Source organism: Streptomyces sp. T12 (assembly GCF_028736035.1).
Lineage (GTDB): Bacteria > Actinomycetota > Actinomycetes > Streptomycetales > Streptomycetaceae > Streptomyces.
Map to the genome: position 1 here is coordinate 1,732,106 of NZ_CP117866.1, position 25,606 is coordinate 1,757,711.

24 protein-coding genes and 1 riboswitch are annotated in these 25,606 nt (G+C 71.2%); of the genes, 7 read left to right on the plus strand and 17 right to left on the minus strand.

Going from position 1 to position 25,606, the window contains the following annotated elements; genetic code table 11:
- Positions 1-259: 259 nt before the first annotated feature.
- Both PBV52_RS07585 and PBV52_RS07590 read right to left on the minus strand, forming a co-directional pair.
- Positions 260-1,801: an amino acid permease gene (locus PBV52_RS07585; protein WP_274237521.1), complete on the minus strand. Its 1,542-nt coding sequence runs from the start codon at positions 1,799-1,801 to the stop codon at positions 260-262.
- A gap of 37 nt (positions 1,802-1,838) precedes the next feature.
- Entirely contained in the window at positions 1,839-2,792 is a 954-nt protein-coding gene (locus PBV52_RS07590) for a hypothetical protein (RefSeq protein WP_274237522.1), read from the minus strand.
- A gap of 253 nt (positions 2,793-3,045) precedes the next feature.
- Between PBV52_RS07590 and PBV52_RS07595 the strand changes: the two genes are divergently transcribed.
- Together PBV52_RS07595 and PBV52_RS07600 are read left to right on the plus strand one after the other, a co-directional pair.
- A complete protein-coding gene (locus tag PBV52_RS07595) occupies positions 3,046-3,666 on the plus strand; it encodes a uridine kinase (protein ID WP_274249318.1) in 621 nt (206 codons plus the stop codon).
- Between the two features lie 425 nt (positions 3,667-4,091).
- Complete coding sequence (locus PBV52_RS07600) at positions 4,092-5,954, plus strand: AAA family ATPase (RefSeq protein WP_274237523.1); 1,863 nt, start codon at positions 4,092-4,094, stop codon at positions 5,952-5,954.
- A gap of 117 nt (positions 5,955-6,071) precedes the next feature.
- Here PBV52_RS07600 and PBV52_RS07605 read toward each other — a convergent pair whose 3' ends face one another.
- From PBV52_RS07605 to PBV52_RS07645, 9 genes are all read right to left on the minus strand, one after another.
- Positions 6,072-7,160, minus strand: a complete 1,089-nt coding sequence (locus PBV52_RS07605; RefSeq protein WP_274237524.1) for a hemolysin family protein — start codon at positions 7,158-7,160, stop codon at positions 6,072-6,074.
- Positions 7,157-8,482: a hemolysin family protein gene (locus PBV52_RS07610; protein ID WP_274237525.1), complete on the minus strand. Its 1,326-nt coding sequence runs from the start codon at positions 8,480-8,482 to the stop codon at positions 7,157-7,159. The genes PBV52_RS07605 and PBV52_RS07610 overlap by 4 nt, the downstream gene beginning before the upstream one ends.
- A 201-nt stretch (positions 8,483-8,683) precedes the next feature.
- Entirely contained in the window at positions 8,684-9,142 is a 459-nt protein-coding gene (locus PBV52_RS07615; RefSeq protein WP_274237526.1) for a PH domain-containing protein, read from the minus strand.
- Between the two features lie 19 nt (positions 9,143-9,161).
- Positions 9,162-10,010 (minus strand): ATP phosphoribosyltransferase, encoded by an 849-nt coding sequence (hisG, locus tag PBV52_RS07620; protein WP_274237527.1) that lies wholly within the window; start codon positions 10,008-10,010, stop codon positions 9,162-9,164.
- Positions 10,011-10,063: 53 nt separating this feature from the next.
- Positions 10,064-10,336 carry a phosphoribosyl-ATP diphosphatase gene (locus PBV52_RS07625; RefSeq protein ID WP_031486114.1) on the minus strand — a complete coding sequence of 91 codons (273 nt, stop codon included), beginning with the start codon at positions 10,334-10,336 and terminating at the stop codon, positions 10,064-10,066.
- A 34-nt stretch (positions 10,337-10,370) separates the two neighbouring features.
- Positions 10,371-10,856: a 6,7-dimethyl-8-ribityllumazine synthase gene (gene ribH / locus PBV52_RS07630; protein ID WP_274237528.1), complete on the minus strand. Its 486-nt coding sequence runs from the start codon at positions 10,854-10,856 to the stop codon at positions 10,371-10,373.
- A 22-nt stretch (positions 10,857-10,878) separates the two neighbouring features.
- Positions 10,879-12,168, minus strand: coding sequence for a bifunctional 3,4-dihydroxy-2-butanone-4-phosphate synthase/GTP cyclohydrolase II (locus PBV52_RS07635; protein WP_274237529.1), 1,290 nt, complete (start codon positions 12,166-12,168; stop codon positions 10,879-10,881).
- On the minus strand, positions 12,165-12,806 hold the full coding sequence (locus PBV52_RS07640; protein ID WP_274237530.1) for a nicotinamide mononucleotide transporter family protein: 642 nt from the start codon (positions 12,804-12,806) through the stop codon (positions 12,165-12,167). Before PBV52_RS07640 ends, PBV52_RS07635 begins: the two co-directional genes overlap by 4 nt.
- The gene (locus PBV52_RS07645; protein WP_274237531.1) at positions 12,803-13,420 is read right to left on the minus strand and encodes a riboflavin synthase; all 618 of its coding nucleotides are present in this window, start codon (positions 13,418-13,420) and stop codon (positions 12,803-12,805) included. Before PBV52_RS07645 ends, PBV52_RS07640 begins: the two co-directional genes overlap by 4 nt.
- Before the next feature lie 146 nt (positions 13,421-13,566).
- Positions 13,567-13,697: riboswitch (FMN riboswitch) on the minus strand.
- Between the two features lie 272 nt (positions 13,698-13,969).
- Here PBV52_RS07645 and PBV52_RS07650 point away from each other — a divergent pair.
- Both PBV52_RS07650 and PBV52_RS07655 read left to right on the plus strand, forming a co-directional pair.
- Positions 13,970-14,857: an RNA polymerase sigma-70 factor gene (locus PBV52_RS07650; protein WP_274237532.1), complete on the plus strand. Its 888-nt coding sequence runs from the start codon at positions 13,970-13,972 to the stop codon at positions 14,855-14,857.
- Positions 14,858-14,974: 117 nt separating this feature from the next.
- Entirely contained in the window at positions 14,975-15,712 is a 738-nt protein-coding gene (locus PBV52_RS07655; RefSeq protein WP_274237533.1) for an SDR family oxidoreductase, read from the plus strand.
- 138 nt (positions 15,713-15,850) lie between these two features.
- On the opposite strand, the gene PBV52_RS07660 is transcribed toward PBV52_RS07655, so the two are convergent.
- On the minus strand, positions 15,851-17,059 hold the full coding sequence (locus PBV52_RS07660; protein ID WP_274237534.1) for an ROK family transcriptional regulator: 1,209 nt from the start codon (positions 17,057-17,059) through the stop codon (positions 15,851-15,853).
- 120 nt (positions 17,060-17,179) lie between these two features.
- Here PBV52_RS07660 and PBV52_RS07665 point away from each other — a divergent pair, with 120 nt between their 5' ends.
- Positions 17,180-18,391, plus strand: coding sequence for an MFS transporter (locus PBV52_RS07665; protein WP_274237535.1), 1,212 nt, complete (start codon positions 17,180-17,182; stop codon positions 18,389-18,391).
- 125 nt (positions 18,392-18,516) lie between these two features.
- Positions 18,517-19,107: a dihydrofolate reductase family protein gene (locus PBV52_RS07670; protein WP_274237536.1), complete on the plus strand. Its 591-nt coding sequence runs from the start codon at positions 18,517-18,519 to the stop codon at positions 19,105-19,107.
- A 23-nt stretch (positions 19,108-19,130) separates the two neighbouring features.
- Here the strand turns inward: PBV52_RS07670 and PBV52_RS07675 are convergent, their stop codons facing one another.
- From PBV52_RS07675 to PBV52_RS07690, 4 genes are all read right to left on the minus strand, one after another.
- A complete protein-coding gene (locus tag PBV52_RS07675) occupies positions 19,131-20,378 on the minus strand; it encodes an MFS transporter (protein ID WP_274237537.1) in 1,248 nt (415 codons plus the stop codon).
- A 100-nt stretch (positions 20,379-20,478) separates the two neighbouring features.
- Positions 20,479-21,654: a hypothetical protein gene (locus PBV52_RS07680; protein WP_274237538.1), complete on the minus strand. Its 1,176-nt coding sequence runs from the start codon at positions 21,652-21,654 to the stop codon at positions 20,479-20,481.
- A gap of 206 nt (positions 21,655-21,860) precedes the next feature.
- Positions 21,861-22,490, minus strand: a complete 630-nt coding sequence (locus PBV52_RS07685) for an isochorismatase family protein (RefSeq protein ID WP_274249319.1) — start codon at positions 22,488-22,490, stop codon at positions 21,861-21,863.
- 154 nt (positions 22,491-22,644) lie between these two features.
- Positions 22,645-23,223 (minus strand): cysteine hydrolase family protein, encoded by a 579-nt coding sequence (locus PBV52_RS07690; RefSeq protein ID WP_274237539.1) that lies wholly within the window; start codon positions 23,221-23,223, stop codon positions 22,645-22,647.
- A 168-nt stretch (positions 23,224-23,391) separates the two neighbouring features.
- On the opposite strand from PBV52_RS07690, the gene PBV52_RS07695 reads away from it, so the two are divergent.
- A complete protein-coding gene (locus PBV52_RS07695; protein WP_274237540.1) occupies positions 23,392-24,429 on the plus strand; it encodes a GlxA family transcriptional regulator in 1,038 nt (345 codons plus the stop codon).
- Here the strand turns inward: PBV52_RS07695 and PBV52_RS07700 are convergent.
- Complete coding sequence (locus tag PBV52_RS07700; protein ID WP_274249321.1) at positions 24,411-25,550, minus strand: glycoside hydrolase family 6 protein; 1,140 nt, start codon at positions 25,548-25,550, stop codon at positions 24,411-24,413. The two genes, PBV52_RS07695 and PBV52_RS07700, sit on opposite strands and share 19 nt — an antisense overlap.
- Positions 25,551-25,606: the final 56 nt, after the last annotated feature.

A 25,606-nucleotide genomic window follows, 5' to 3' on the forward strand; every position in this document is an offset into this window, starting at 1 on the left:
CAGGTGTCCGAGTCGGGCGGGTCCAGTGCACGGCTGTCCGCCCACTATGGCCGCGGGCGGCAGCGTCTGCCAGCACTTGCGTCCTTGGCGCGCCTACGAATATTGGTGTCGACCACTGGCATGGCCTGGGGCGGCCGCCCGAGCCCCGATGCCGCCCAACCACCGTACGAACGAGGGGGGATGAGCGAGCCGGGGTCTCGGCGTACGCCGCCGCGACGGTGTACGCCGAGACCATGACGGCCCTCCCGGTGACGCCTCGTCAGACGAGGTCCATGGCCGCGACCTCATCCGGGCGGCCGTAACTGACCGGGCCGTGGAAGCGGCGGCGGGCGGCGGCGAACCACCACACCGCGGCCACGGCCAGGACCACGCCCAGTGCGATCGGCGCGTAGTTGAAGGAGTGGGCGGTCAGCGGCGAGGCCTGCGGCAGCATGAACAGGACACTGCTGAACAGGATCCAGGTCACCGCGACGACCCCGACCGGCCGTCCCCACCGGCCCAGGTGCCAGGGCCCTGGCTGGAACTCGTCACCCAGGCGCAGCCGGAGCAGGATCGGGACGGCGTACGCGAGGAAGAGCCCGACGACGTTGACGCTGACGATGGCGGTGAACGCCGTGTGCGACCACCAGCCGGGCAGCACCAGCGCCAGCGAGCAGGCCACCGCCAGCCACACCGCCTTGACGGGGGTGCGCGTGCGCGGCGAGACCGAGTGCCACCAGCGGGAGCCGGGCATCGCGCCGTCCCGGGAGAAGGCGAAGATCTGCCGGGTGTTGCTGGTGAGGTTGGCGAGCCCGCAGAAGAGCATCGCGCCGATGACGATCAGCAGCACCACCTTGGCGGTCCCCGCTCCGAGCCCGTCGATCAGGATCTGCACGGGAGGCGCGTCGGCGCTCGCCACACGGTCGTAGTCACGAATGCTATAGACCAATGCGAGCATCAGCAGCAGTCCCGCGATCGCGGAGTATCCGATCGCCCGCGTGATCCCCTTCGGCGCGTTGACCGTCGCCCGGACCGTTTCCTCGGACATGTGGAAGCTGCCGTCGAAGCCGGTGAAGGTCCAGCTGGTGACCAGCAGACCGAGCATCCCGCCGTAAAGCCCGCTCGTGAAACCGGTGTTGTTCGCGAAATGCGTGACGAACGAGGCCGACTGATGATGTTCGGGCATGACGATCAGGGCGGTCACGATAACCACGAGTCCGCTCAGCAGCCACCACACGGAGATCCGGTTCAGTACGGCCACCAGGTGCACGGTGTAGGTGTTGGCGAGCCCCTGGAGCACGATGATCAGGGCCGTGATCAGCAGCGTCCGGTGCGGCGTCGGCTCGTACGAGGGCCACTGCAGGGCGATGAAGGCCTGGAGGAAGGTGGCGGCGGCGTACCCGGTGGCGGCCGTGCCGCCGACCTGGCCCACGAAGTTCAGCCAGCCCGTGTACCAGGACCACGCGCCCTTGTGCCGTTTGGCGAGCTTTCCGGCGGAGAAATACAGCGCGCCGCTCGTCGGATAGGCCGAGGCGACTTCCGCCATCGCTGCTCCCACGAAGAGCACCATGACGGAGACGCCGATCCAGCCGAAGACGAGAATGCTCGGACCACCCGCGTTCAGACCGAATCCGAACCCCGAGAAGATACCCGAGATGATATTGATGATGGTGAACGAGATGGCGAAATTGTCGAACGCCTGAAAGCGCCGCGTGAGTTTTCTCGGATAACCCATCGCATGCAGCGTCGCGTCGTCGTCGAGCGCGATCGGAACCGCTCCCCCGCGCGCTTTGGCACGCGGCGGCGATATCCCTTCTGACACGGGTCGGACCTTTCTCTTGGTGGGGGGTTGCGGTCCGTCAGGCACCCGGCACGGGCAGACCGCAGGCGCGGCGCGCCCGGGAGAGCTGCCCGGCCGGGTCGCCGAAGACGGACCAGGGCATCCGGGAGGCGTACGGCCCCATCGCCGCGAAGACGGCGCGGGCCTCCTCCGCACGCCGGGCCATGACCAGTGCGTGGGCGAGGTAGGCCAGGTCGAGGACCGGCGTGAAGCGGTATTCGGCCACCGTCGGAAGCCAGTTCTGGTGGATCGCCAGCGCGGTCGAGCGCCACTGCGGCTGCTCCCAGACGCGGTCGGCGAGCAGTTGGGTCGGGTCGTAGCTCGCCACGAGAGCGACCAGTGGGAGCAGGCGCAGCGGCGAGTCGGCGGGCGCGCGCTGGCCGAGGAAGGCGGCGACGTCCCAGGCGGCGGTCACGGAGCCGCCGTGCCGGGTGAAGAAGCAGGCCAGGAAGCGGTGGTGGGCCTCGCGGTGCCAGGGGTCGAGCGAGAGGACGTGGGCGAACAGGCGCCAGGGCCCGGGCGGTGCCGTGAGCAGCCCGTGCGGCGCCTGGTCGCGCAGCCGGTGCAGCCGGGCCATCGCCAGCTTGGCCACCCAGGGCGTGGGATCGGCGGGGTCCGCCGTCGCGGCCCGCTCGCAGGCGGCCAGCGCTATCCGCTCCAGCGCCTCGGCCCGGGAGTCACGCGCGTCGGCCGCGCGCAGCGCCCGCAGCACGGCCACCCGCGCCCACAGCAGCGCCGCCTCGGGACCGGGCTCCTCGGCCAGCCAGCGCTCGACGAGGTCGGAGTCGGCGGCCTCGGAGGCGAGCACGAGAGAGCGGTGGGCGCGCAGACCGAAGTCGCCATGGGTTTCCGCCAGCGCGTCACGGGCGCTCAGATAACGGCCGGCGCGCACATCGACGCATACGCTCGCAAGCAAGCGGTCGTCGGCTGCCGGATGCCACACATACTGCCCTTCGAATAACCCCGCGGCCATCTGTCCCAGCCCATCCCCCGTTACGGCACCTCACAGTTGCACACCAGGCACCTTACTCAGCACGGGACTCAACCGGAACGCACATTTCGCTGTGGCGGCCGGGGTTTTTCGGCGGCATTGCGGGCGTCCGACATCTAGTTCAAAGCGACACCTTTTCTAATCCGGCCCCACATCCCGCCCCACCACCCGCTTTCACCCCTACTAGAATGTTCCAACGAAATATGCCCACCCTCGCCGCACTCCGGGAAAAACGATTCAAGACCTCGCCACGCGGCTCCGCCGCCTCCCCCCGTCCTGCGGCCCGGTCCGCCTCATCGGCGTGGACGGGCACGCCGGCTCCGGAAAGTCCACGTTCGCCGGGCAGTTGGCCCGCGCGCTGGGCGAAGCCCCGGTGCTGCATCTCGACGACATCGCCAGCCACGACGAGCTGTTCGAGTGGACCGAGCGCCTGCTGACCCAGGTGATCGAACCGCTCGCACACGCCGAGACCGCCCACTACGCCCCGTACGACTGGCGGGCCCGCCGCTTCGCAGCGCCCCTCGCCCTGCCGCCCGCCCCGGTGATCGTCATCGAGGGGGTCGGCGCCGGCCGGCGCGCCCTGCGCCCGCATCTCGCCCGGCTGCTGTGGATGGAGCTGACGCACGAGGAATCGTGGACGCGGGGGCGCTCGCGGGACGGGGAGGAGCAGCGGGAGTTCTGGGACGGGTGGGTCAGGGCGGAGCGCGAGCACTTCGCAGACGACCCGTCCCGGCCGTTCGCCGATCTTCTGGTTCGGCAGTGCAGCAAGGGATATGAAGTGGTTCCTGGGCCTGCCGGGACCGTTGGACCGGACCAGGCCGTCACGCACGGTGACGGGCCATCGGCAATGTGCTGAACTTGTGAAGAGCCTTGCGGGAGAAGTTCTCGGAGTGCTTCAACTCGGCTTGACCCGGGGCCCGTACAGGTCTTACGTTCTCAATGTGCGGCTATTCGAAGCCGCCCACACACGCGAAGCCCCCGGTTGTTCCCCCGTGATCGGGGGCTTCGTTCTGCCCTCACTCCCTTTCCCGGGCGCCGAGAGGCGCGATTCGCTCACCCTCGGTCACCGAGCGCGGTGGGCCCGATCTGCTCCCACCTCGCCAAACGGCCCGTGCGGCACCCTGGGGCGGGCCACACCCTCGCAGGTACGATGCCCTCGGTGCGCCCTACGGCTGCTCTGCGCACCGTTGCAACTCCGGTCCGCGGTACGGCGGTTCGATCAAGGCGGTCGACGCGCGACCGGTCGCCAACCGACGGGGGCACGGTTTGTGGGGGGACGTGATGGACTTCGGCACGCAGGGCCCCGAGGCCCCGGCCGACCTCGCTTGGCTGCGAGGCGTGGACGCCTACACGATGGGGGCGTATCCGCAGGCGGAGGAGGAGTTCCGTACCGCGGTGCGGATCGATCCCGGGATGGCCGACGGCTGGCTCGGGCTGCACGCGCTGCGCGTCGACACGACGACCGCGCTGCTGCGCATGTTCCGGCACCGGGAGCGCTTCGGGGAACAGCGCACCCGGCACCGGCGGACGCTCAACTCCTGGTACTGGCTGGGCTGGTGGGTGCAGCCGGTGCTGGAGAGCCCGCGCGACCTGCTGCTGGCCCACGCCTCGCACTGGCTGGACGGCCGGCACGTCCCTGAGCTGGACCGCGCGCTGGCCGGGCTCCCGCCCGTGGACACCGACCACCAGGTCCGCTTCCTGCACGCCTGCCGCGCCTACCTCGTCAAGGACTGGGAGCAGCTCGTCCGGCACACCGACCCGCTGCTCGACGACCAGCTGCTCGGCATCGAGGCCGGCCTGTTCGGCGGGATGGCGCGGGTACGGCTGGAGACGTACGGGCAGGCCGAGCCGCTGTTGTCGGCCGCGCTGATGCGCTGCCGCAGCGAGCAGCCGCAGCGCAAGGAGCTGCGGTACTGGCTGGCCCGGGCGCATGAGGGCACGGGCCGGTCCGCGGCCGCCCTCCCGCTCTACCGTGCCGTGCACCGCGTCGACCCCGCCTTCATGGACACCTCGGCCCGGCTCGCGGCGATCGCCGAGGGCGACGGCTACGACGACACCGCCGACCTCGCGGCGATCACGCTCACCGGGGTGGGCCAGGACGTGGCCGACGGTCCCGATGGGCTCGACCCGCTCTTCGGCATCGAGGGACGGGACCTGAGGCTGCCGGACCCCGACCTGCCGCCCGCTCCGCTGCCGTCGGTGGTCGATCCGGCGGTGCGCGAGAAGACGGCCGTTCCGCAGCAGTCACTGCCCGCCGGGCCCACCGACCCCGGGTTACTCGAGGAGGCGCTCGCCGAGCTCGAGCGCATGGTGGGGCTGGAGCCCGTCAAACGCCAGGTCAAGGCGCTGTCCGCGCAGCTGAACATGGCCCGGCTGCGCACCGGGCAGGGCCTGCCGGTGCAGCCGCCCAAACGGCACTTCGTCTTCTCCGGCCCCTCCGGCACCGGCAAGACCACGGTCGCCCGCATCCTCGGCCGCGTCTTCTACGCGCTCGGCCTCCTCGGCGGCGACCATCTGGTGGAGGCCCAGCGAGCCGATCTGGTCGGCGAGTATCTGGGCCAGACGGCCGTGAAGGCCAACGAGCTCATCGACTCCGCGCTCGGCGGTGTCCTGTTCGTGGACGAGGCGTACTCCCTCTCCAACTCCGGCTACGGCAAGGGCGACGCCTACGGCGACGAGGCCCTCCAGGTGCTGCTGAAGCGGGCCGAGGACAACCGGGACCACCTGGTGGTGATCCTGGCAGGCTATCCGGAGGGCATGGACCGTCTGCTGGCCGCCAATCCGGGCCTGTCGTCCCGTTTCACGACCCGCGTCGACTTCCCGTCCTACCGGCCCCTCGAACTCACCTCGATCGGCGAGGTGCTCGCCGGGGACAACGGGGACGTGTGGGACGAGGAGGCGCTGGACGAGCTGCGGTCCATCGCCGGGCACGTGGTCGACCAGGGCTGGATCGACGAGTTGGGCAACGGGCGGTTCCTGCGGACGCTGTACGAGAAGAGCTGTGCGTACCGGGATCTGCGGTTGACGACTTATCCGGGGGCGCTGACGAGGGACGACCTGTCGACGCTCCGGTTGCCGGATCTGATGCAGGCGTACGGGGAAGTGCTGTCGGGGCGGGGGCCGCAGGATCCGTCGGCGATGTGACGGACGTCGGGCAGTGCCCGGTGCCGTTGGGCGGTGCCCGCGGATTGCGTGGCGCGCACATGCCGCCGGGTGGGTGCTACCCCGGCGGCACGACTGCCCGCAGGCGCGGCGGCGCGCTCAGCCCGCCAGGGCCTCCTCCGGCTCCCCGCTGCTCACCCGCGGTCCCGTGACCCGTACCTCCGGCAGCTCCCGGTGTGCCGGATCCCGTACCTCGCCGACCAGCAGCTCCAGTACGTCCTCCAGCGCGACGAGGCCGAGCACCTTGCCGGACGCGTCGGCCACCTGGGCCAGATGGGTCGCGGCGCGGCGCATCACCGTCAGGGCGTCGTCCAGCGGCAGTTCCGAGCGCAGTGTCGTCATCGGGCGCCACACGTGCTGCGGCACCGCCCGTTCCGACTGCTCCAGATCCAGTACGTCCTTCACGTGCAGATAGCCCATGAAGGCGCCGGTCTCCGCCGCCACCGGGAAACGGGAGTACCCCGTGCGGGCGGTGAGCGCGACGATCTGCCCGGGGGTGACCGACGGGCTGACCGTGACGAGGGACTCGCGCTTGAGGAGCACGTCCGTCACGGGGCGGGAGCCCAGTTCCAGCGCGTCCTCCAAACGTTCCTGCTCCTCGGGGTCGAGCAGGCCGGCCTGGCCGGAGTCCTCGACGAGGCGGTTGAGCTGTTCGCTGGTGAACACCGCCTCGACCTCGTCCTTCGGCTCGACCCGGAAGAGCCGCAGGATGGCCTGGGCGACCGCGCCGAGGGCCACGGTGATCGGCCTGCAGAAGCGGGCGAACCAGACCAGGCCCGGGCTGAGCCACAGCGCGACCTTCTCCGGCGCCGCCATCGCCAGGTTCTTCGGCAGCATCTCGCCGATGACCAGATGGAAGAAGACCACCGCGGCGAGCGCGATGACATAGGTCAGCGGATGGATCAGGCCGTGCGGCATATGGACCCACTCGAACACCGGTTCAAGCAGATGAGCCACCGTCGGCTCGGCGACCGCGCCTAGCGTCAGCGAGCAGACCGTGATGCCGAACTGGGCCGCCGCCATCATCTGCGGCAGCCGCTCCAGGCCGTACAGCACCTGGCGGGCGCGCGCCGTGCCCAGCGGTTCGATCTGGCTGCGGCGGACCGAGACGAGGGCGAACTCGGCGCCGACGAAGAACCCGTTGGCGAGCACGAGCAGCGCGGCGAAGAGGAGCTGGAGCACGCTCATCGGGCGACCTCCACCACGGCGCCGGTCCTGACCAGCCGGACCCGTTCGGCCCGGTAGTGGCCGACCCGGCGCACCGACAGCCGCCAGCCCGGCAGTTCCGCCTTGTCGCCGACGGCCGGGATGCGCCCGAGCAGATCGGCGACGAGTCCGGCGACGGTCTCGTACGGCCCCTCGGGCACGTCGAGTCCTATGCGCTGGAGGATGTCGACGCGGCAGCTGCCGTCCGCGTCCCAGGCGGGGCGGCCGTCCTCCGGCGGGGCGGCGGCCAGTTCGGGCAGGTCCTGGCCGTCGTGTTCGTCGCGGACCTCGCCGACGATCTCCTCGACGATGTCCTCCAGCGTGACCACGCCGGCCGTGCCGCCGTACTCGTCGACGACGACCGCGATGGGCTGCTCGCTGCGCAGCTGGGCGAGGAGGGGCTGGACCGGCAGGGTCTCGGGGACGAGCAGCGCCGGGCGGGCGATGCGGCCGACCGGGGTGCGCAGACGATCACTCGAACGGACCGCCAGCGCGTCCTTCAGATGGACCATGCCGACGATCTCGTCGATCTTCTCCCGGTAGACCGGGAAGCGGGACAGGCCCGTGGCGCGGGTCAGGTTCACCACGTCCTCGGCGGTCGCCGACGACTGCAGCGCGCTGACCTTCACGCGCGGCGTCATCACGTGCTGCGCGGTGAGCTCGCCGAGGGACAGGGTCCGTACGAAGAGATCCGCGGTGTCCTGTTCCAGCGCGCCGGCCTGGGCGGAGTGGCGAGCCAGGGAGACGAGTTCACCAGGGGTGCGGGCGGAGGCCAGCTCCGCGGTGGGCTCGATGCCCAGTGCGCGCACGAGCCGGTTGGCGACGGAGTTCAGCCCGGCGATCACCGGCCGGAACAGGCGCGCGAAGACGTGCTGCGGGCCGGCGACGAAGCGCGCGACCTGCATCGGCCGGGACACCGCCCAGTTCTTGGGCACGAGCTCGCCGATCACCATCTGCACGGCCGAGGTCAGCAGCATGCCGACGACCACGGCCACCCCGGACACCGCGCCCTCGGGGATGCCGATCGCGGTGAAGGGGCCGCCCAGCAGCTCCGCGAGCGCCGGTTCGGCGAGCATGCCGACGACGAGGGAGGTGATGGTGATGCCGAGCTGGGTGCCGGAGAGCTGGAAGGACAGCTCCTTCAGCGACTCGACGACCCGGTGGGCCCGTCGGTCGCCCTCGGCCGCGGCCTTCTCGGCGTCCGTGGCCTCGACCGTGACCAGGCCGAACTCGGCGGCCACGAAGAAGCCGTTGGCAAGGATCAGGAGGAACGCGGCTGCCAGAAGCAGCAAGGGGACGCTCATGATGCCGCCGCCCCGGTATGTCGGGAGGGGGCGGCGCAGGTACTACAGGACGATCCGTCCATCGCTGGAGGGAATCACTCCTCGGGTAGCAGGGGGCCTCTGAAGTCCGGATGGAACATCAGAGACGGAGGCGCCAGAAAACGCCTCCGCCAACAGATTAATCAAGACATGGGGATTTACGGCAGGGTGAACGTCCCGGAGTCAGCCCTGATGGTCCTCGGGGTCCTTGATCGCGCGGGCCTCGGCGAGCGCCCGCAGAGCGCGCGCGTCGGCGATGGCACGCTGCTTGGCGATGCCCGGCTGGATGCCGAGCGCGGGCAGGCTGGTGCCGTCGCTGAGGTTGAGGAAGACCCAGGGATCACCCGGGCGGAGGTTCACCTGGACGATCTCGGCCCACTCCAGACGGCGTCTGCCGGCGATGTTCACCACAGTGACGCCGGTCTCCTCGGCGACGACCTTGACGCGCGCCAGCCTGGCCAGCACGCCGAACATGAGCGCGCCGGTGAGGATGAAGCTGAGGCGTTCGCCCGGGCCGAGCTTCTCCAGCAGCAGCGCGACCGCCGTGATGACGACGAAGATCGCGATGCCGGCGGTGAGCAGGACGGCCCGGGTGCGGCCCGGCCGGAACGTGACGGGCAGGGTGGGCAGTTCGGAGGACATCGGTGTAAGGCCCCTCGGGTCAGAGGCGGCAGGCGTGGATGGCCGTGGTCAGGATGGCCCGGGCGCCGATGTCGTACAGGTCGTCCATGATGCGCTGGGCCTCCTTGGCCGGAACCATGGCCCGGACCGCGACCCAGCCCTCGTTGTGCAGCGGGGAGACGGTCGGGGACTCCAGGCCCGGGGTGAGGGCGACGGCCTTCTCCAGCTGCTCGACGCGGCAGTCGTAGTCCATCATCACGTACGTCCGGGCGACCAGGACGCCCTGGAGGCGGCGCAGGAACTGCTGCACCTTGGGCTCCTCGCCGTCCGCGCCGGTGCGGCGGATGACGACGGCCTCGGACTTCATGATCGGCTCGCCGAAGACCTCCAGGCCCGCGTTGCGCAGGCTGGTGCCGGTCTCCACGACGTCCGCGATGACCTCGGCCACGCCCAGCTCGATGGCGGTCTCGACGGCACCGTCGAGGTGGACGACGGCGGCGTCGATGCCGCTGTCGGCGAGGTGCTTGGCGACGATGCCCTCGTAGGAGGTGGCGACCGTCTTGCCCGTCAGGTCCTCGACGCCCCTCGCCGCGCCCGGCTTGGAGGCGAAGCGGAAGGTGGAGCGGGCGAAGCCGAGCGGCAGGATCTCCTCGGCGTTGGCGCCGGAGTCGATCAGCAGGTCGCGTCCGGTGATGCCGATGTCGAGGCGGCCCGAGGAGACGTAGATCGCGATGTCCCGGGGGCGGAGGTAGAAGAACTCCACCTCGTTCACCGGGTCGACGATCCGCAGTTCCTTGGACTCCCGGCGCTGCTGGTAACCGGCCTCATGCAGCATCTCCGCCGCAGGGCCGGACAGGGAACCCTTGTTGGGGACGGCGATGCGCAGCATGAGGTCGGCTTCCTTTGCTCTGTTGTCGTACGGCGGTGTGTGCGGGGGTCGGCTCAGAGGTGGGCGTAGACGTCGTCCAGGGAGATCCCGCGGGCGACCATCATCACCTGGACGTGGTACAGCAGCTGCGAGATCTCCTCGGCTGCCGCCTCCTTGCCCTCGTACTCGGCGGCCATCCAGACCTCGGCGGCCTCCTCGACGACCTTCTTGCCGATGGCATGGACGCCCTTGCCGACCAGTTCGGCGGTGCGGGAAGTGGCGGGGTCGCCGTTTGCGGCCTTGTGCTGGAGCTCGGTGAAGAGCTCCTCGAACGTCTTCTTGGACATGGTGACGCTCAGCCTATGCCACACCCGGGATGCGTCAGCGCCATGGTTCAGATACTGAGCGGAGCGTGGCGGCCGTGGCCACGGCCGCCGTCACCGCCTCGTGCCCCTTGTCCTCGTTGGAGCCCTCGATGCCCGCCCGGTCCAGGGCCTGTTCCTCGGTGTCGCAGGTCAGCACGCCGAAGCCGACGGGGACGCCGGTCTCGACCGAGACCTGGGTCAGGCCCTGGGTCACGCCCTGGCAGACGAACTCGAAGTGGGGGGTGCCGCCGCGGATCACGACGCCGAGAGCCACGATCGCGTCGTAGCCACGGCCCGCGAGGACCTTGGCGACGACCGGGAGTTCCCAGCTGCCGGGGACCCGCAGGAGGGTCGGCTCGTCGATCCCCAGGTCGTGCAGGGCGCGCAGCGCGCCGTTGACCAGACCGTCCATCACCTTCTCGTGCCACTGCGCCGCGATGACCGCGACCCGAAGGTCGCCCACATTGCGTACGGACAGCTCCGGTGCGCCCTTGCCGCTCACGTTCTTGTGTCTCCTCGGTGTGCTACTGGTTGCTGCAGGTGGACACGGGGGCCGTGTCCAGCCAGGGCAGGTCGTGTCCCATCCGGTCCCGCTTGGTGCGCAGGTAGCGGAGGTTGTGCTCGCCCGCCTGTACAGGCATCGGCTCGCGGTCGGTGACCTTGATGCCGTGCCGGACGAGGGCGTCGCTCTTGTCGGGGTTGTTGGTCATCAGGCGGACGCTGGTGATGGACAGGTCCGCCAGGATCTGCGCGCCTGCGCCGTAGTCGCGGGCGTCGGCGGGCAGGCCGAGTTCGAGGTTGGCGTCGAGGGTGTCGCGGCCGCGCTCCTGGAGTTCGTACGCCCGCAGCTTGGACAGCAGGCCGATGCCGCGTCCCTCGTGTCCGCGCAGGTAGACCACCACTCCCCTGCCCTCGGCCTGGATGCGCTGCAGGGAGGCGTCCAGCTGGGGGCCGCAGTCGCAGCGCAGGGAGCTGAACACATCGCCGGTGAGGCACTCGGAGTGGACGCGGACCAGGACATCCTCGCCGTCGCCGATCTCGCCGTGCACGAGGGCCACGTGCTCGACGCCGTCGACGGTGGAGCGGTAGCCGTACGCCGTGAAGGTGCCGTGGGCGGTGGGGAGCCGGGTCTCGGCCTCACGGCGGACGGTGGGCTCGGCGGAGCGGCGGTAGGCGATCAGGTCCTCGATGGAGATGATCGTCAGGCCGTGCTTGCGGGCGAACGGGATCAGCTCGGGCAGCCGCAGCATCTCGCCGTCCTCGCCGGCGATCTCGACGATGGCACCGGCCGGGCGCAGCCCCGCGAGCCGGGCGAGGTCGACAGCCGCCTCGGTGTGGCCGTTGCGCACGAGGACGCCGCCGGACCTGGCGCGCAGCGGGAAGATGTGGCCGGGGCGGACGAGGTCCGACGGCTCCGCGCTGCCGCTCGCCAGGAGCTGAAGCGTGGTCGCCCGGTCGGAGGCCGAGATGCCCGTGGTCACACCGTGCGCGGCGGAGGCGTCCACGGACACCGTGAACGCGGTCTTCATCGACTCGGTGTTGTCGTCGACCATCTGCTGGAGTCCCAGCCGGTCCAGTTCCTCGGGCTCCATGGGCGCGCAGATCAGGCCGCGGCACTCGCTCATCATGAAGGCGACGATCTCGGGGGTCGCGTGCTCGGCGGCGACCACGAGGTCGCCTTCGTTCTCCCGGTCCTCGTCGTCGACGACCACGACCGGGCGGCCCGCGGCGATGTCGGCGATGGCCCGCTCGATCGGGTCGAGGGTGAGGTCCTCGAAACCGTCGGTGCTGTACAGGATCGGTGCCGTGGTCATGCCGGCGCTCCTTCCAGGACGGGCCGCGCGTCCTCGCGGGAGCGCAGCCACCAGTCGCGCATGCCCCACAGGACGAGTGCGCCGTAGATGACGTAGACGAAGCCGGAGAAGGCGTAGCCGTTGGCGAAGTTCAGGGGCACGCCGACCAGGTCGACGAGCAGCCAGGCGAACCAGAACTCGACCATGCCGCGTGCCTGGGCGTACATGGCGACGATGGTGCCGACGAATATGTAGGCGTCGGGCCAGGGGTCCCAGGACAGGGTCGGGTACGCCTTGAAGAGCAGCGCCACCGCGACGGTGCCGGCGGCCGCCGCCGCGACCATCGCACCGCGCTCGCGCCAGGTGGCGAAGCGTACGGCGATGTGGCCGTCCGCCGTCCGGCCCTTGCCGCGCTGCCACTGCCACCAGCCGTACAGGGCGACGACCATGACGACCGCCTGCTTGCCCGCGCTGCCGGTGAGGTGGCCGAAGAAGGCGCCGAAGAGGATCAGGCCGGCCAGGAACTGCACGGGCCAGGTCCATATGGACCGGCGCCAGCCGAGGGCGAGGGCGGCCAGGCCGAAGAGGTTGCCGATCATGTCCGACCAGAGGATGTGCTGGCCGAACAGGACGAACGCCTCGGAGTTCAGCGAGTTCACTTGGCCGTCGCCCCTTCGGAGGAGAACCGGTCGCCCAGCATCCGCTCGACGTACTTGGCGATGACGTCGACCTCGAGGTTGACCGGGTCGCCGGGCTGCTTCAGGCCGAGCGTGGTCAGGTCGAGGGTGGTCGGGATGAGGCTGACGGTGAAGTAGTCGGGTCCGGCGTCGACGACGGTGAGGCTGATGCCGTCGACGGTGATGGAGCCCTTCTCGACGACGTACCGGGAGAGGTCCGCGGGGAGCGAGATCTTGACGATCTCCCAGTTCTCGGAGGGCTTGCGCTCCAGCACCTGTCCGGTGCCGTCGACGTGCCCCTGCACGATGTGCCCGCCGAGGCGCGCGCCGACGGCGGTGGGCCGCTCGAGGTTGACGCGGGAGCCGACGGTGAGAACGCCCAGGCTGGACCGGTTCAGGGTCTCGGCCATGACGTCCGCGGTGAACTCGTCGCCCTCGTGGTCGACGACTGTGAGGCAGACGCCGTTGACGGCGATGGAGTCGCCGTGCTTCGCGCCGTCGGTGACGACGGGGCCGCGCAGTCGGAAGCGACAGGCGTCGTCGAGGGTCTCGACGGCCGTGACCTGGCCCAGCTCTTCGACGATTCCGGTGAACACTTCCCGGGTCCTCCTGCCTCATTGGGGCACGGACTCCGGGGCTGTCGATGACGACAGAATGTACGAGCAGGGACACCGGGGGCGACGCCGGACAGGGCTCGCCTCAACGACGAACCGGTACGGCGACGCGCACGAATGCCCGCCCGCCGCGCACTGCCTCCCATCCGGACTTTAACCGTCGGTCCAGGAATTTCACCTGGTCAACCGGCCGCTGGAGGCGACCGGGTCGCGGACTGTAACCGCCGGTTCGGACTTTCACCGACCCCGGAGTGCGCTGCTTCTGGTACAGGGCCAGTGTGCCACGCCCGATCCGCGTCCATGCGGGCGAATGCTGTGGGGTGCCTCACAGGGTGCGTGGCTGGATTTCTTCGACACTACTTCGATTCGGAATTGGTCCATACCTATTGACTCACTGGTCTAGTCCTCTCTAGTGTCGGCGCAACTTCCGCGGACAGGAACGACAGACGGCCCGGCGGCGGTGACGACGGCCCTTGCCCGCCGCCGGGTCTCCCAAGTCCCGCTTCCGGCGGTTCTGGCAGGGTGAACGGCATGACGACCGCGACCGCCGACGAGTTCGAGACCCACCGGCCCCGGCTGTTCGGCCTGGCCTATCGGATGCTGGGCTCCGCCGAGGAGGCCGAGGACACCGTCCAGGACGCGTATCTGCGTTTCAGTGCCGCCGACCGTGCGCGGATCGAACACCCGGCGGCCTGGCTCGCCAAGGTCGTCACCAACCTCTGCCTCACCCGGCTGACTTCGGCCAGGGCCCGGCGCGAGCAGTACGTCGGACCCTGGCTGCCGGAGCCCGTGGTCACCTCGGACGGCACGCTCGGACCGCTGGAGTCCGCCGAGCAGCGCGATGCGGTGTCCATGGCGATGCTGGTGCTGCTGGAGCGGCTCACGCCGACCGAGCGGGCCGTGTATGTGCTGCGGGAGGCGTTCGCGTACGGCCACCGGGAGATCGCCGGAGTGCTGGACCTGACCGAGGCCAACTGCCGCCAGCTGTACCGGCGGGCGGTCCAGCGGGTGAGTGAGGCACGCTCGCGGTTCGAGTCGTCTTCCGAGCGGCACGAGGAGCTCGTCACGTCCTTCGTCGCGGCGGCCCGCGACGGCGACCTCAGCGGGCTCGAGAAGCTGCTGGCGGCCGACGTCGTCTGGTCGAGCGACGGCGGCGGCAAGGTCTCGGCGGCGCGGCGGCCGATCGAGGGCCGGGAGAAGGTGTTCCGCTTCCTGGTGGGCGCGACGCGAACGTTCCTGGCCGGCCTGGACTTCACGGTGATCGAGATCAACGGTTCGACCGCGCTGGCCTCGTGGGCGGGCGACACGCTGCTCTCGGTGGTGGCGTTCGAGCTGCGGGACGGCGTGGTCGCGCATGCCTGGGCCATGGTGAACCCGGACAAGCTGGAGTTCGTACGCCGGCAGCTGGCACCGGCCTAGCGGGGCGCCGCAGGGCCGTACGGGCGCCGGGCTGTCACATTTCTCGCGGGTACTCGGTCCCAGCTGACGAGGGGCGCTCCGTCCGGGAGCGCCCGGCGTCCGAAGGGGCTGAACAGCATGACCACGATCCTGGTGACCGGCGGTACCGGAACGCTCGGCCGGCTCGTCACCGAGCGGCTGCGCGCGGACGGGCACGAGGTGCGGGTGCTGAGCCGGCACGCCCAGCCGTACGCCGTCGATCTGCGCAAGGGCGGCCCCGGCCTGGACGCGGCGGTGGAGGGCGTGGACACGATCGTGCACTGCGCGACCTCGCCGGGCGGGGGTGACCAGGAGGCGGCGGCGCATCTGATCGCGGCGGCGGGCAAGGCGGGCGTAGGGCACCTGGTGTACATCTCGATCGTCGGCATCGACCGGGTGCCGCTCGGCTACTACCGGACCAAGCTCGCCGTGGAGAGGCTGATCGAGGAATCGGGGCTCGGCTGGACCGTGCTGCGGGCGACGCAGTTCCACGACCTGCTGGTACGGATGTTCGCGATCCTCTCCAAGCCGCCCGTCATGCTGCTCCCGGCCGGCGTGCAGGACCAGCCCGTGGAGGTGGCGGAGGTCGCGGACCGCCTCGCCGAACTGGCCCTCGCGGCCCCGGCGGGGCGGGTCGAGGACATGGGCGGCCCCGCGGTGCGGACCATCGACTCACTGGCCCGCGCGTACCTCAAGGCGACGGGACGCAAGCGGGCCGTGGTGAACGTGCCGCTGTGGGGCAAGGCGTACCGGGGGTTCCGCTCGGGCGGCCATCTGACGCCGGCGCGGGCGGTGGGCAAGGGGACGTTCGAGGAGTATTTGGGGCGGCGGGGCTGACGGGGCGAGTGGGGGGGCTGAGTGGGGGTCCTTCCCGCGGTCCGGGGAGGCGGCAAGCGGCGGGGCGCGGCCGCCCGTGGAACCCGCCGGTCAGTTCCTGTCGGCTCCCGGACCGCCGCTCAAGGGCGGTTGGGCGGGTCACCGGTCCGGCGGTGCGAACAGCTCGTCCTGTGCGGCGTCCCGCGCGGTGAGCAGCGCTCCGCGTAGCACGGCCCCGCCGCCCAGACCGCTGGGCCGCACCACCGTCACCAACGGCGACATCCGCCGCGTCCGCTCCTCCACCCGCCGGGCCAGCACGTCCCCGCCGGCCTGCCCGACCTCTCCGCCGAGGACCACGCAACCGGGGTCGAGGATCGCGACGACGGAGGCGACACCGATGGCGAGACGGTCGGCGAGGGCATCGAGGAAACGGTCGGCGGACGCAGCGGGCGTGTCGGTACCGGCGACCAATGCCACGGCTTCTCTGACAACCCCCGCCGCCAGTGGCTCGTGTGCAGCGAAGCCCCCGAGGCTCAAGCCGTACGAGCCCGCAAGCTCCGCCACCGCCGTCGACCCCGCCAGCGAGTGGAATCCCCCCTCGCAGTCCACCGCCGACGGCAGCCCCGGCGTCCCCGGCACCGGCAGGAAGCCGATCTCGCCGGTTCCGCCGGAGGCCCCGCGGCGCAGGGCGCCGTCGAGGACCACGGCCGCGCCGGTGCCGTGGCCCAGCCACAGCAGGACGAAGGTGTCCCGGTCCCGGGCGGCCCCGTCGCGCTGTTCCGCGAGGGCGGCGAGGTTGGTCTCGTTCTCGACGTTGAAGCGGGCCTCGGGGAACCTTTCCTGGAGTGCCGCGACCAGCCGGCGGTGCCATGCGGGCAGGCCCGTGGAGTCGCGCAGCTCACCGCTGGCCGGGTCGATCAGGCCCGGGGCGCCGATGCCCACCGTATGGAGCCGGTCCGCCCCCGCCTCCTTCACCACCCGCTCCACCAGCGCCACCGCCTGTTCCACGGCGGGCCCGGTCCCCGTGTCGCCGTCGATCGGCACCGACGCCTCGGCGAGCACGGCCCCGACCAGGTCGGACACGACCACCGAGACGCCCTCGGTACGGACGTCCAGCGCCGCCAGATGGGCGCGGTCGGCGACGATGCCGTACAGCTTGGCGTTCGGCCCGCGCCGCTGTTCCCCCGCCTCGCCGACCACCGCGATCAGGCCGGCGGCGGTGAGGCGTTCGACGAGGTCGGCGACGGTCGGCCGGGACAGGCCGGTCAGCTGCTTCAACTGCCCTGCCGTCAACGGGCCCTCCTGCTGGAGCAGGCGCAGGGCGAGCCGGTCGTTGATGGCCCGGGCGGTGCTCGGGGATGCGGGCATGCCGGGATCCTCCCACGGCTGGTTTATCCGCTATCTATCAGGCAGGGTCCCTGATAGTTTACGCGGCGACCGCAGGGCCCGGAACCGACAGTGGGCCGAAAACCAGGGAGGGGCCGCAGAATGAGCGCAGTGGTCGACGAACAGCGCGAGGTGAAGCGCGCCCGGTACGCCGTGGCCGCCGTCTTCGCCGTGCACGGCGCTGTCACCGGCTCGTTCGCGACACGGGTGCCGTGGATCCAGGACCACGCCGGGGTCAGCGCCGGCCAGCTGGGGCTCGCGCTCGCCTTCCCCGCACTCGGCGCCTCCGTGGCGATGCCGCTGGCGGGCAGCATCAGCCACCGCTTCGGCGCCCGGAACGCCCTGCGCGGCCTGATCGCCCTGTGGACGCTCGCCCTCGCGCTGCCTTCCCTCGCCCCCAACCTGCTGACCCTGTGCCTGGCCCTGTTCACCTTCGGTGCCACGGCGGGCATGGCGGACGTGGCGATGAACGCGCTCGGCGTCGAGGTCGAGAACCGCCTGGACCGGTCGATCATGTCGGGGCTGCACGGCATGTGGAGCGCGGGCGCCCTGATCGGCTCGGCGGCCGGCACGCTCGCGGCGCACCTGGGCACCGACGCCCGGCTGCACCACGCGTTCGCCGCGGCCACCCTCACCTTCCTCGGCGTCCTGGCCTGCCGGTGGGTGCTCGACCTTCAGCCCGCCGAGGACGAGGAACCGCCGCCCCGGTTCGCCCTGCCGCCACGGTCGGCGCTGCTCATCGGCGCGGTCGGGTTCTGCGCGGTCTTCGCGGAGGGCGCGAGTCTGGACTGGTCGGCGGTCTATCTGCGGGACCAGCTGGAGACCTCGGCCGGTCTCGCGGCGGCGTGCACGACCGGCTTCACACTCACGATGGCGCTGGCCCGGATCGCCGGCGACAAGGTGGTGGACCGCTACGGAGCCGTGCGCACGGTCCGGTCCGGCGGCGTCCTCGCCACGCTCGGCGGCCTGCTAGTCGTCGGGTCGGCCCAGCCGGCCGTGGCGATGGCCGGGTTCGCACTGCTGGGCCTGGGCATCGCGGTGGTCGTCCCGCTGTGCTTCGCGGCGGCGGGCCGCAGCGGCCCCAACCCCTCTCAGGCCATCGCGGGCGTCGCGACCATCACGTACACCTCGGGTCTCGTCGCCCCCGGCGCGATCGGCGGGCTCGCCCAGGCGACCAGTCTGATGGTGTCGTTCTGCGTGGTCACCGTCCTGGCGTCCGGCCTCGCCGTGTTCGCGGGCGTCCTGCGCGCCGGCGACCGCGACCGCCCGAAGGTCAGCCGCCCGGACGCTGCGGTTCCCGAGCCGCGCTCCTGAGGGCCGCGACTGCGGGCGCCCGATCGGAGGCCTGATGTCGAATGCGCCGGTTCCCGATCGACGTGAGGGTGAAGGCAGCACATCCCAGGACTTCAGGAGCACCCCATCGGACCGTAACCGCGGATATGGCCATCTCCCTCGACGGCTACGTCGCCGGCACCGACGTCACCATCGACAACCCGGCAGGCCACGGCGCCGAGCCGCTCTTCGAGTGGATCCACAACCTGGCGAGCTGGCGGGAGCGCCAGGGCATGACCGGCGGGGAGGAGAACCGTGACTCCGAGCTGATGCGCGAGTGGTTCGAGGCCACCGGAGCGGTGGTCATGGGCCGGATGATGTACGACACGGGTGAGGAGTTCTGGGGCGACAACCCGCCGTTCCGGACCCCGGTCTTCGTCCTCACCCACCGCCCCCGGCCGACCCTGGTGAAGGAGGGCGGCACCACCTTCACCTTCGTCACCGACGGCATCCACAGCGCCCTCGACCGGGCGAAGGCTGCCGCCGGGGGCCGGAACGTCGACATCGCGGGCGGGGCGAGCACCGTGCGGCAGTACCTCGCGGAGGGGCTCATCGACGAGCTGCAGCTCCACGTGGTCCCCGCGCTCCTCGGAGCGGGGCTGCGGCTGTTCGAGGGACCGGGCGCGGTGCGCCGGAACCTCGAACCGGTCAGGGTGGTCGACACGCCCCTCGCCACCCACCTGAAGTACCGCTTCTGAAGTACCGCGCGCACCTGGCTCGGCTACAGCCGCACGAGCTGACCGTCGGCGCGCGAAGCGGTGTGCTTCGGTGGGTTGTCCTCGCGACCGCCGGGGCGTATGTGGCCGGGGCGGGCGGCGAGGAGTCCGGCGACCGCCTCCGGCACCACCAGAGCGATCAGGGCGGCAAGGGGCACCCGCCAGCCGCCGGTGGCGGTGTGGAGCACCCCCATGGCCAGCGGGCCGAGGCCGGCCAGCAGGTAGCCGATGGTCTGCGCCATCCCCGAGAGGTCGGCGGCGGCCCGCGGGCCGTCCGTGCGCAGCCCGAGCAGCGTGATGGCCAGGGGGAAGGCGCCGCCGGTCGCCGCGCCGAGCAGGCACACCCACACCCAGCCGAGAGCGGGGGCCAGCAGCAGGCCCGCGAGCGAGATCAGCTTCGCCACGATCACGGCCACCACGAGGGGCCTTTGGCCGCGCATGCGGGCGGCGGCGACGGGGACGACGAACCCCAGCGGGACGCCGATGGCCAGCATCACCGACATCATCAGCCCGGCCTGGCCGCGTGTGTAGCCGCTCGCGTGCATGATCTGCGGCAGCCACGCCACCAGCACGTAGAACATCAGCGACACCAGCCCGAGGAACGCCGACACCCACCAGGCCAGCGCGCAGCGCAGCAATGATCCGCCGGATCCCCCTTGCGTCCTCGGCGCGGGAGGCGGCTGCGACCCGCGATGCCTGCCGCGCGCTCCGGGGGCGGCCAGCAGCCACCACACCGCCGCGGCCGGCACAGCGGGCAGCGCCCACACCGCGAGCGCCGGCTGCCACCCGGCTGCGGTGCACAGCGGCACCGCGACCGCGGCAGCGAGTGCGCCGGAGACGGCCATGAGGGTCATGGCGAGGCCGGTGAACAGGCCGATCCGCCGGGCGAAGTGGTCCTTGATGACCGCGGGCATCAGTACGTTCCCGACGGCGATACCGGCCCCGGACAGCACCGTGCCGGCGAAGAGCGCCGTCGGCCACGGAAGCGCCCGCACAGCGGCGCCGAGCGCCAGAACCCCGACGGCGGCGCCCACGGCGGCGTGCGTTCCGAACCGGCGGGCCAGGCGGGGTGCGAGCCAGGCGAAGACGCCCAGGCACAGGACCGGCAACGTCGCCAGCACGCTGACCTGGGTGTCGGAAAGGGTGAGTGCCTCCTGCACGTTCCCGATGAGCGGCGTCGTCCCCGTGATCGCCGCGCGGAGATTGATGGTCAGCAGAATCAGGCCGGCGATGAGCCACAGCCTGGTTTTCACGTGTGTTTCCCCCCATGCACGTGCGTTCCCCCATGAACGTGACGGCGGCCCTCTCCTCGGTCCCGGGAGAGGGCCGCCGGGCTTGCGACATGCGTTGCGGTCAGACACTCACGCTGTGGTTGACCGGACACTTCGCCCTGCCCGCCGTACGGAACGCCGCCGCACCGGCAGCCCCGCCGGAGACGGGCGTGCCCAGTTCCCTCAGGATCTCGTCGGACAGCAGGTCCTCCTTGCCCTTCAGGGCGTCGGCGACCTTGAGGTCGGAGACGAACACCAACTCCGCGGCGATGTTGTCCTGAACGATCCGCGCCAGGTTGTCCAGGGCCACCCCGATGGGGTCCGACGGCAGCTGCGCCGTGGGGATGTCGATCAGGTGGGTGTCCACCTTCTTCTGGTTCATCATCGGCTTGATGATGATCTCGGCCTGGTTCAGCACCGACGTCGTCCAGATCGACAGCACCACGGTGTACAGGTCCGCCCAGGCGGCCTCACCGATCTGCGCCCGCCACTTCCTGCACAGGCCCTGCACGCCGGAGATCTGCGCCGCGGCGGCGTGCTGCATGTTGACCCGGATCGACGGGTAGACGCGCCCCGCGAAGACCTGGAACGAGGCGATGTCGAAGGCGCGGGCGCGCAGGGAGTCGGCGATGAAGGTCAGCGCCTCGTCGAGGATCTTCGCGCAGGAGTCGTGCAGTTCCTGCGGCAGGTTCGCCGCGGCAAGGTTGTTCTTCGCGGTGGTCAGCTTGTCCGCGAACGCCTGCAGCGGCGTCGTCCAGGCGTCGGTGACGGGACCCTTCATCGCCACCATGTCGAGGTCGTGGGCGTCGATCCGGTCGGCGTTGGAGACGCCCGGGACCTTGTTCGACAGGTACTCCGCGAGCGTGGAGTAGATGCCCAGCGGGACGTGGGCGATGGACTTCGCCAGCTCGAACTCCTCCGCCACCGGGTGCTCGACGTACTGCTTGCCCTTGTGGATGAGGGTGAACGTGCCGCCCTTCGCGTCGTTCTGCACCACGATGACGGGCCCGAGATTCTTGACCAGGTCGGCCTTCAGCGCCGCGTAGTTGGTGCGCATCGCCGCGTTCACCGCACGGATGGAGTCCCGGGCGGCGGTCCGGGTGGCCGCGGCGTCCACCGCGTCCACCGCGTCCACCGCGTCCGCGGCAGGGGCGGCGTCGAGAACGGATGCCGCGTTCGGCTGCGCAGCCGTATAGCCCAGGAGCGTCGCGGCGCCGATGCCGCCCGCGCCACCGATGAATTTCCGTCGTGTTGCCATGACTTGCTCTCCGTAACGAATCGGTCGTCAGGTGTTCCCGCCGTGGGGAGCGGTGGCGTGGGGGGAACTGACCCGCCGGGAGCCACGAAGGGCCGGGACGCGGGGAGCAATGCAAGGAGGGGAAGGGAAGTGAAGGGAAAGGAAGGGAAGTTCCCTCTCCGACAGCGTGGGGCTGCGGGACGCCGGAGAGGGAGAACTGCGAGGTGTTACGTCAGCGCGGTGTGGGAGGGAACGACGACGCCGTACAGGTCGGCGATCGTCGCCAGCGCGCTGTGGTGGATCTGCTCGGCGGACAGCCCGCCCCCGACCGACGGCAGCGGCCGCGTGGCGCAGGCGTCGGCGACCACAGTGGGCTTGTTCCCGCGCAGGAACGCGCCCTCGGCGGTGAACGTCACGCACATGTGCGTCATGAACCCGGCGATGACCAGGTTCTCGTTCCCCGCCCGGTCGACGAGCCTGCCGAGGTCGGTGTTCACGAAGGCGTTGGGGGCCTTCTTCACCACGGTCTGCTCGCCCTTCGCGGGCCTGACCTTGTCGTGGATCGCGCCGATCGGCCGGCGGATGTCGTACGGGGTGCCCTCCCCGCCGTCGTTGACGATGTGGATGACCTTCCCGCCCGCCTCGCGGGCCGCGCTCAGCAGCTCCGCCGCGGCGTCCAGGGCCGCCTGCCAGCCGGTCAGTTCCATCACACCCCGGGTGTAGGTGTTCTGGTAGTCGACCATGATCAAAGTGGCGGAGGCGAGCGAAGCCGGCTTGTCGGCCAGGCCGTTGAGCCCGCGCAGCGTGGTCGTGCCCGACGTGTCCGCGTCCGCCGCCTGCGCGGGGGTGGCGCCCAGCCGGGTGGCGCCGAACACCCCGGCGCCGCCGACGACAGCCGCACCGGCGGCCTTCAGGAACCCACGACGGGGCCCGCGGCTCTGCTCCTCCGGCCGCTCCTCCTCCCGTCGCCCCTCCTCCCGCCGCTCCCGCTCGCGCTCTTCCTCCGTCATGTCAGGCCAGCTCTTTGCCGGAGGCGACGACCACGCCGTACGCGTCGGCGATGGCCGCCAGCGCGCTGCGGTGCAGTTCGTCGGCGGACACGTCCACGATCGACCGGGTGGCGCACGCGTCCGCCGGCACGGTGGGCTTGTTGCCGCGCAGGGCCGCCGACGCCGACGTGTACGCGATGCACATGTGGGTCATGAACCCGGCGACGATCACGGTCTCGTTCCCGGCCTCGTCCACGAGCTTGCCGAGTTCGGTCCCGTGGAAGGCGTCCGGGGCCTGCTTGACGACCACGGCCTCGCCGTCGATCGGCGCCACGCCGGGGTGGATCGCGCCGATCTCCGCGCGGATGTCGTACGGCGAACCCTCGCCGCCGTCGTGCTGGATGTGGATGACCTGGGCACCGGCCCGGCGGGCACGGGACAGCAGGTCCGACGCCGCTTCCAGGGCGGGCTTCCAGCCGTCGAGTTCCATCGCACCGCGGGTGTAGGTGTTCTGGTAGTCGACGAGGATGAGCGTCGAGGACGCGAGGGCCGCGGGGGTGGTGTCGGCGCCACCGAGTTCGCGCAGCGTCTTGCTTGCCACAGGTCTTCTCCAGGGTTTTTCCGGGGACTTGAGTAAGTTGTTCAACAGAGTCGTTCAACAGACTGTTGAACACACATGCGACGCTATGGCGTGAACCGGGGTGTCGGCAATGACGCGCTATTTGCAGAAACCGACGCCCGTGTCCGTGAGCGAAACGGGGACTACAGGGTGGGGACCGTGAACCGGTTGATCGTGATCGTGCTGTTCGAAGGCGTCGACCTCCTCGACGTCACCGGCCCACCGGAGGTGTTCTCCCTCGTCCCGCGCGAGACGACGGAGCGAGTGGGCTACGAGGTCGTGCTGGCCGCCGAGACACCGGATCCGGTGACGACGGCGGCCGGCGTGTGCATCCTGCCCGACACCACGTTCGACGAAGTCGGCGCACGGGCGATCGACACACTGCTGGTTCCCGGCTCGGTCGAGGTCGACGCCGAGCGCCGCGTCCACCCCGTCATCGAGCCCGGCACGGTGGCCCGGGTGAAGGCGTTGGCCACCCGCAGTCGGCGCGTGGCCTCGGTGTGCGTCGGCGCGCACATCCTCGCCGCCGCGGGGCTCCTCGACGGCAAGCGCGCCACCACGCACTGGTCCACCGCGCAGCGGCTCGCCGCCGACCATCCGGCGGTGCGGGTCGACCCGGATCCGATCTTCATCCGCGAGGAGGGCGAGGTCTGGACCGGCGCGGGGATCAGCGCCTGCCTGGACCTGTCCCTCGCGCTGGTCGCGGAGGACTTCGGCGAGCCCGTCGCGCTGCGCGTCGCCCGCCAACTCGTGATGTACCTGAAGCGACCCGGCGGGCAGTCCCAGTTCAGCGTGCCGTTGGAGCAGGTGTCCACGACGCGGCGGATCGAAGACCTCCGGCACCACATCCTGAACCACATCGGCCGGCGCCTCACCGTCCCGGACCTGGCCGCGTACGCGCATGTCAGCGACCGGCAGCTCACCCGGATCTTCAAGACCGAACTCGGCACGACCCCGCACGCCTACATCGAGTCGGTCCGGGTCGAGCTGGCCGGCAACCTGCTGGAGACCACCGACGACACCCTCGAACGGGTCGCCTCCCGCTGCGGGTTCGGCACCGTCGACACCCTCATCCGGGCCTTCCGCCGCCGCCTCGCCACGACTCCGAGCGAGTACCGGGCCCGGTTCCGCGCCGGCCCGGTCCGGCACACGCCGCAGATCGCGCTCTGTCAGCGCGCCAAGTCGTAGGCGTACGACGCCGTGAAGGTCCCCGGGCTCCCCTTGCACCCGTCCGATTCCCCCGGCAGCTTCACCCACAGGTAGGCGTCGATCCGCGCCTCGCCGGTGCTGAGCGTCGGCGCCCGGCCCAGCTTGCGGCCCGCCGGATCGCACCACTCCCCGTCGGCCGGGGCCCCGGCGCCGTTGCGGCTGGTGTCGATGACGACGCCCAGGCTCGCCGGGCCGCCGAGGGCGTCGAGGACCTGCCGGTCGTAGGCGATCTCGTCGGTCGTGGCGTGGAAGTTGGAGACGTTGCTGAAGATGCCGTCGGAGGACGCGGCCGAGGCGGCGCCGGCCTGCTTCAGCCGCTCCGCCTGCTTCGCGGGCGCGTTCCAGCCGGAGTGCCCGGCGTCGTAGTAGACGCGTGCCTTCGGGTTCGCGGCCTTGAAGGCGCGGCCCGCGCGGGCCAACGAGGCGAAGCGGTCGGCGCGTTCCCCGGCGGAGAGGCACTCGGACTGGGCGATGGAGTCGGGCTCCAGGATCACGATGACGTCGCCGGAGCCCAGCCCCGCGGCGAACCTGTCGATCCAGGCGTCGTAGGCGTCGAGGTCGGGCGCCCCGCCCTCGGAGTAGCCGCCGCAGTCGCGGTCCGGTATCGCATACGGCACGACCACCGGCACCCGCCCCAGCGCCGACCCGCCCGAAGTGACCGCGCGGACCCGGGCGGTGACGGTGTCCGGCGCGAAGTCGGCGAACCACACCGCGGCCGGCTGGGCGGCGATGCGGGACTCTATGACGGCGTGGCGCGGGTCGCCGGCGTTGTCGCGGACCCACTCGAGGACCTGGGAGTCGGGGTGCCGGTAGAGGCGGGCGGACACCACGGCCGGCTGCTGCTTCCGCTCGGTCCTGGTCGGCGAGGGCGTGGGGCTCGTAGGGCCGGCCTTCACCCGCGGAGTCGGTGAAGCAGGCGTCGGCGAAGGGGACTTGGTGGCCGACGGGGAGGGCGAGGGCACGAGCGGCAGGGACTGAAGGCTCGGTGAGCGCGTCGTCTCGGGCGGCCCGGCCTCGTCGGAGCCCCGACTGCCGTCGAGCGCGGAGATCATGCCGGTCGCGGTACCGACGGCGACCACGACGGAGGCGGCCACGACCATGGCATGGCGCCGGGCCGCCCTCCTGCGCTCGGACCTGCGTGCGGCCAGTCGCTGGG

What these genes read in the sequence shown, in the direction of transcription:
- PBV52_RS07590 (WP_274237522.1), bottom strand. Translation starts at nt 2,792, where the DNA reads ATGGCCGCGGGGTTATTCGAAGGGCAGTATGTGTGGCATCCGGCAGCC.
- PBV52_RS07600 (WP_274237523.1), top strand. Translation starts at nt 4,092, where the DNA reads ATGGACTTCGGCACGCAGGGCCCCGAGGCCCCGGCCGACCTCGCTTGG.
- PBV52_RS07605 (WP_274237524.1), bottom strand. Translation starts at nt 7,160, where the DNA reads ATGAGCGTGCTCCAGCTCCTCTTCGCCGCGCTGCTCGTGCTCGCCAAC.
- PBV52_RS07610 (WP_274237525.1), bottom strand. Translation starts at nt 8,482, where the DNA reads ATGAGCGTCCCCTTGCTGCTTCTGGCAGCCGCGTTCCTCCTGATCCTT.
- PBV52_RS07615 (WP_274237526.1), bottom strand. Translation starts at nt 9,142, where the DNA reads ATGTCCTCCGAACTGCCCACCCTGCCCGTCACGTTCCGGCCGGGCCGC.
- hisG (WP_274237527.1), bottom strand. Translation starts at nt 10,010, where the DNA reads ATGCTGCGCATCGCCGTCCCCAACAAGGGTTCCCTGTCCGGCCCTGCG.
- PBV52_RS07625 (WP_031486114.1), bottom strand. Translation starts at nt 10,336, where the DNA reads ATGTCCAAGAAGACGTTCGAGGAGCTCTTCACCGAGCTCCAGCACAAG.
- PBV52_RS07635 (WP_274237529.1), bottom strand. Translation starts at nt 12,168, where the DNA reads ATGACCACGGCACCGATCCTGTACAGCACCGACGGTTTCGAGGACCTC.
- PBV52_RS07650 (WP_274237532.1), top strand. Translation starts at nt 13,970, where the DNA reads ATGACGACCGCGACCGCCGACGAGTTCGAGACCCACCGGCCCCGGCTG.
- PBV52_RS07655 (WP_274237533.1), top strand. Translation starts at nt 14,975, where the DNA reads ATGACCACGATCCTGGTGACCGGCGGTACCGGAACGCTCGGCCGGCTC.
- PBV52_RS07660 (WP_274237534.1), bottom strand. Translation starts at nt 17,059, where the DNA reads ATGCCCGCATCCCCGAGCACCGCCCGGGCCATCAACGACCGGCTCGCC.
- PBV52_RS07665 (WP_274237535.1), top strand. Translation starts at nt 17,180, where the DNA reads ATGAGCGCAGTGGTCGACGAACAGCGCGAGGTGAAGCGCGCCCGGTAC.
- PBV52_RS07670 (WP_274237536.1), top strand. Translation starts at nt 18,517, where the DNA reads ATGGCCATCTCCCTCGACGGCTACGTCGCCGGCACCGACGTCACCATC.
- PBV52_RS07680 (WP_274237538.1), bottom strand. Translation starts at nt 21,654, where the DNA reads ATGGCAACACGACGGAAATTCATCGGTGGCGCGGGCGGCATCGGCGCC.
- PBV52_RS07700 (WP_274249321.1), bottom strand. Translation starts at nt 25,550, where the DNA reads ATGGTCGTGGCCGCCTCCGTCGTGGTCGCCGTCGGTACCGCGACCGGC.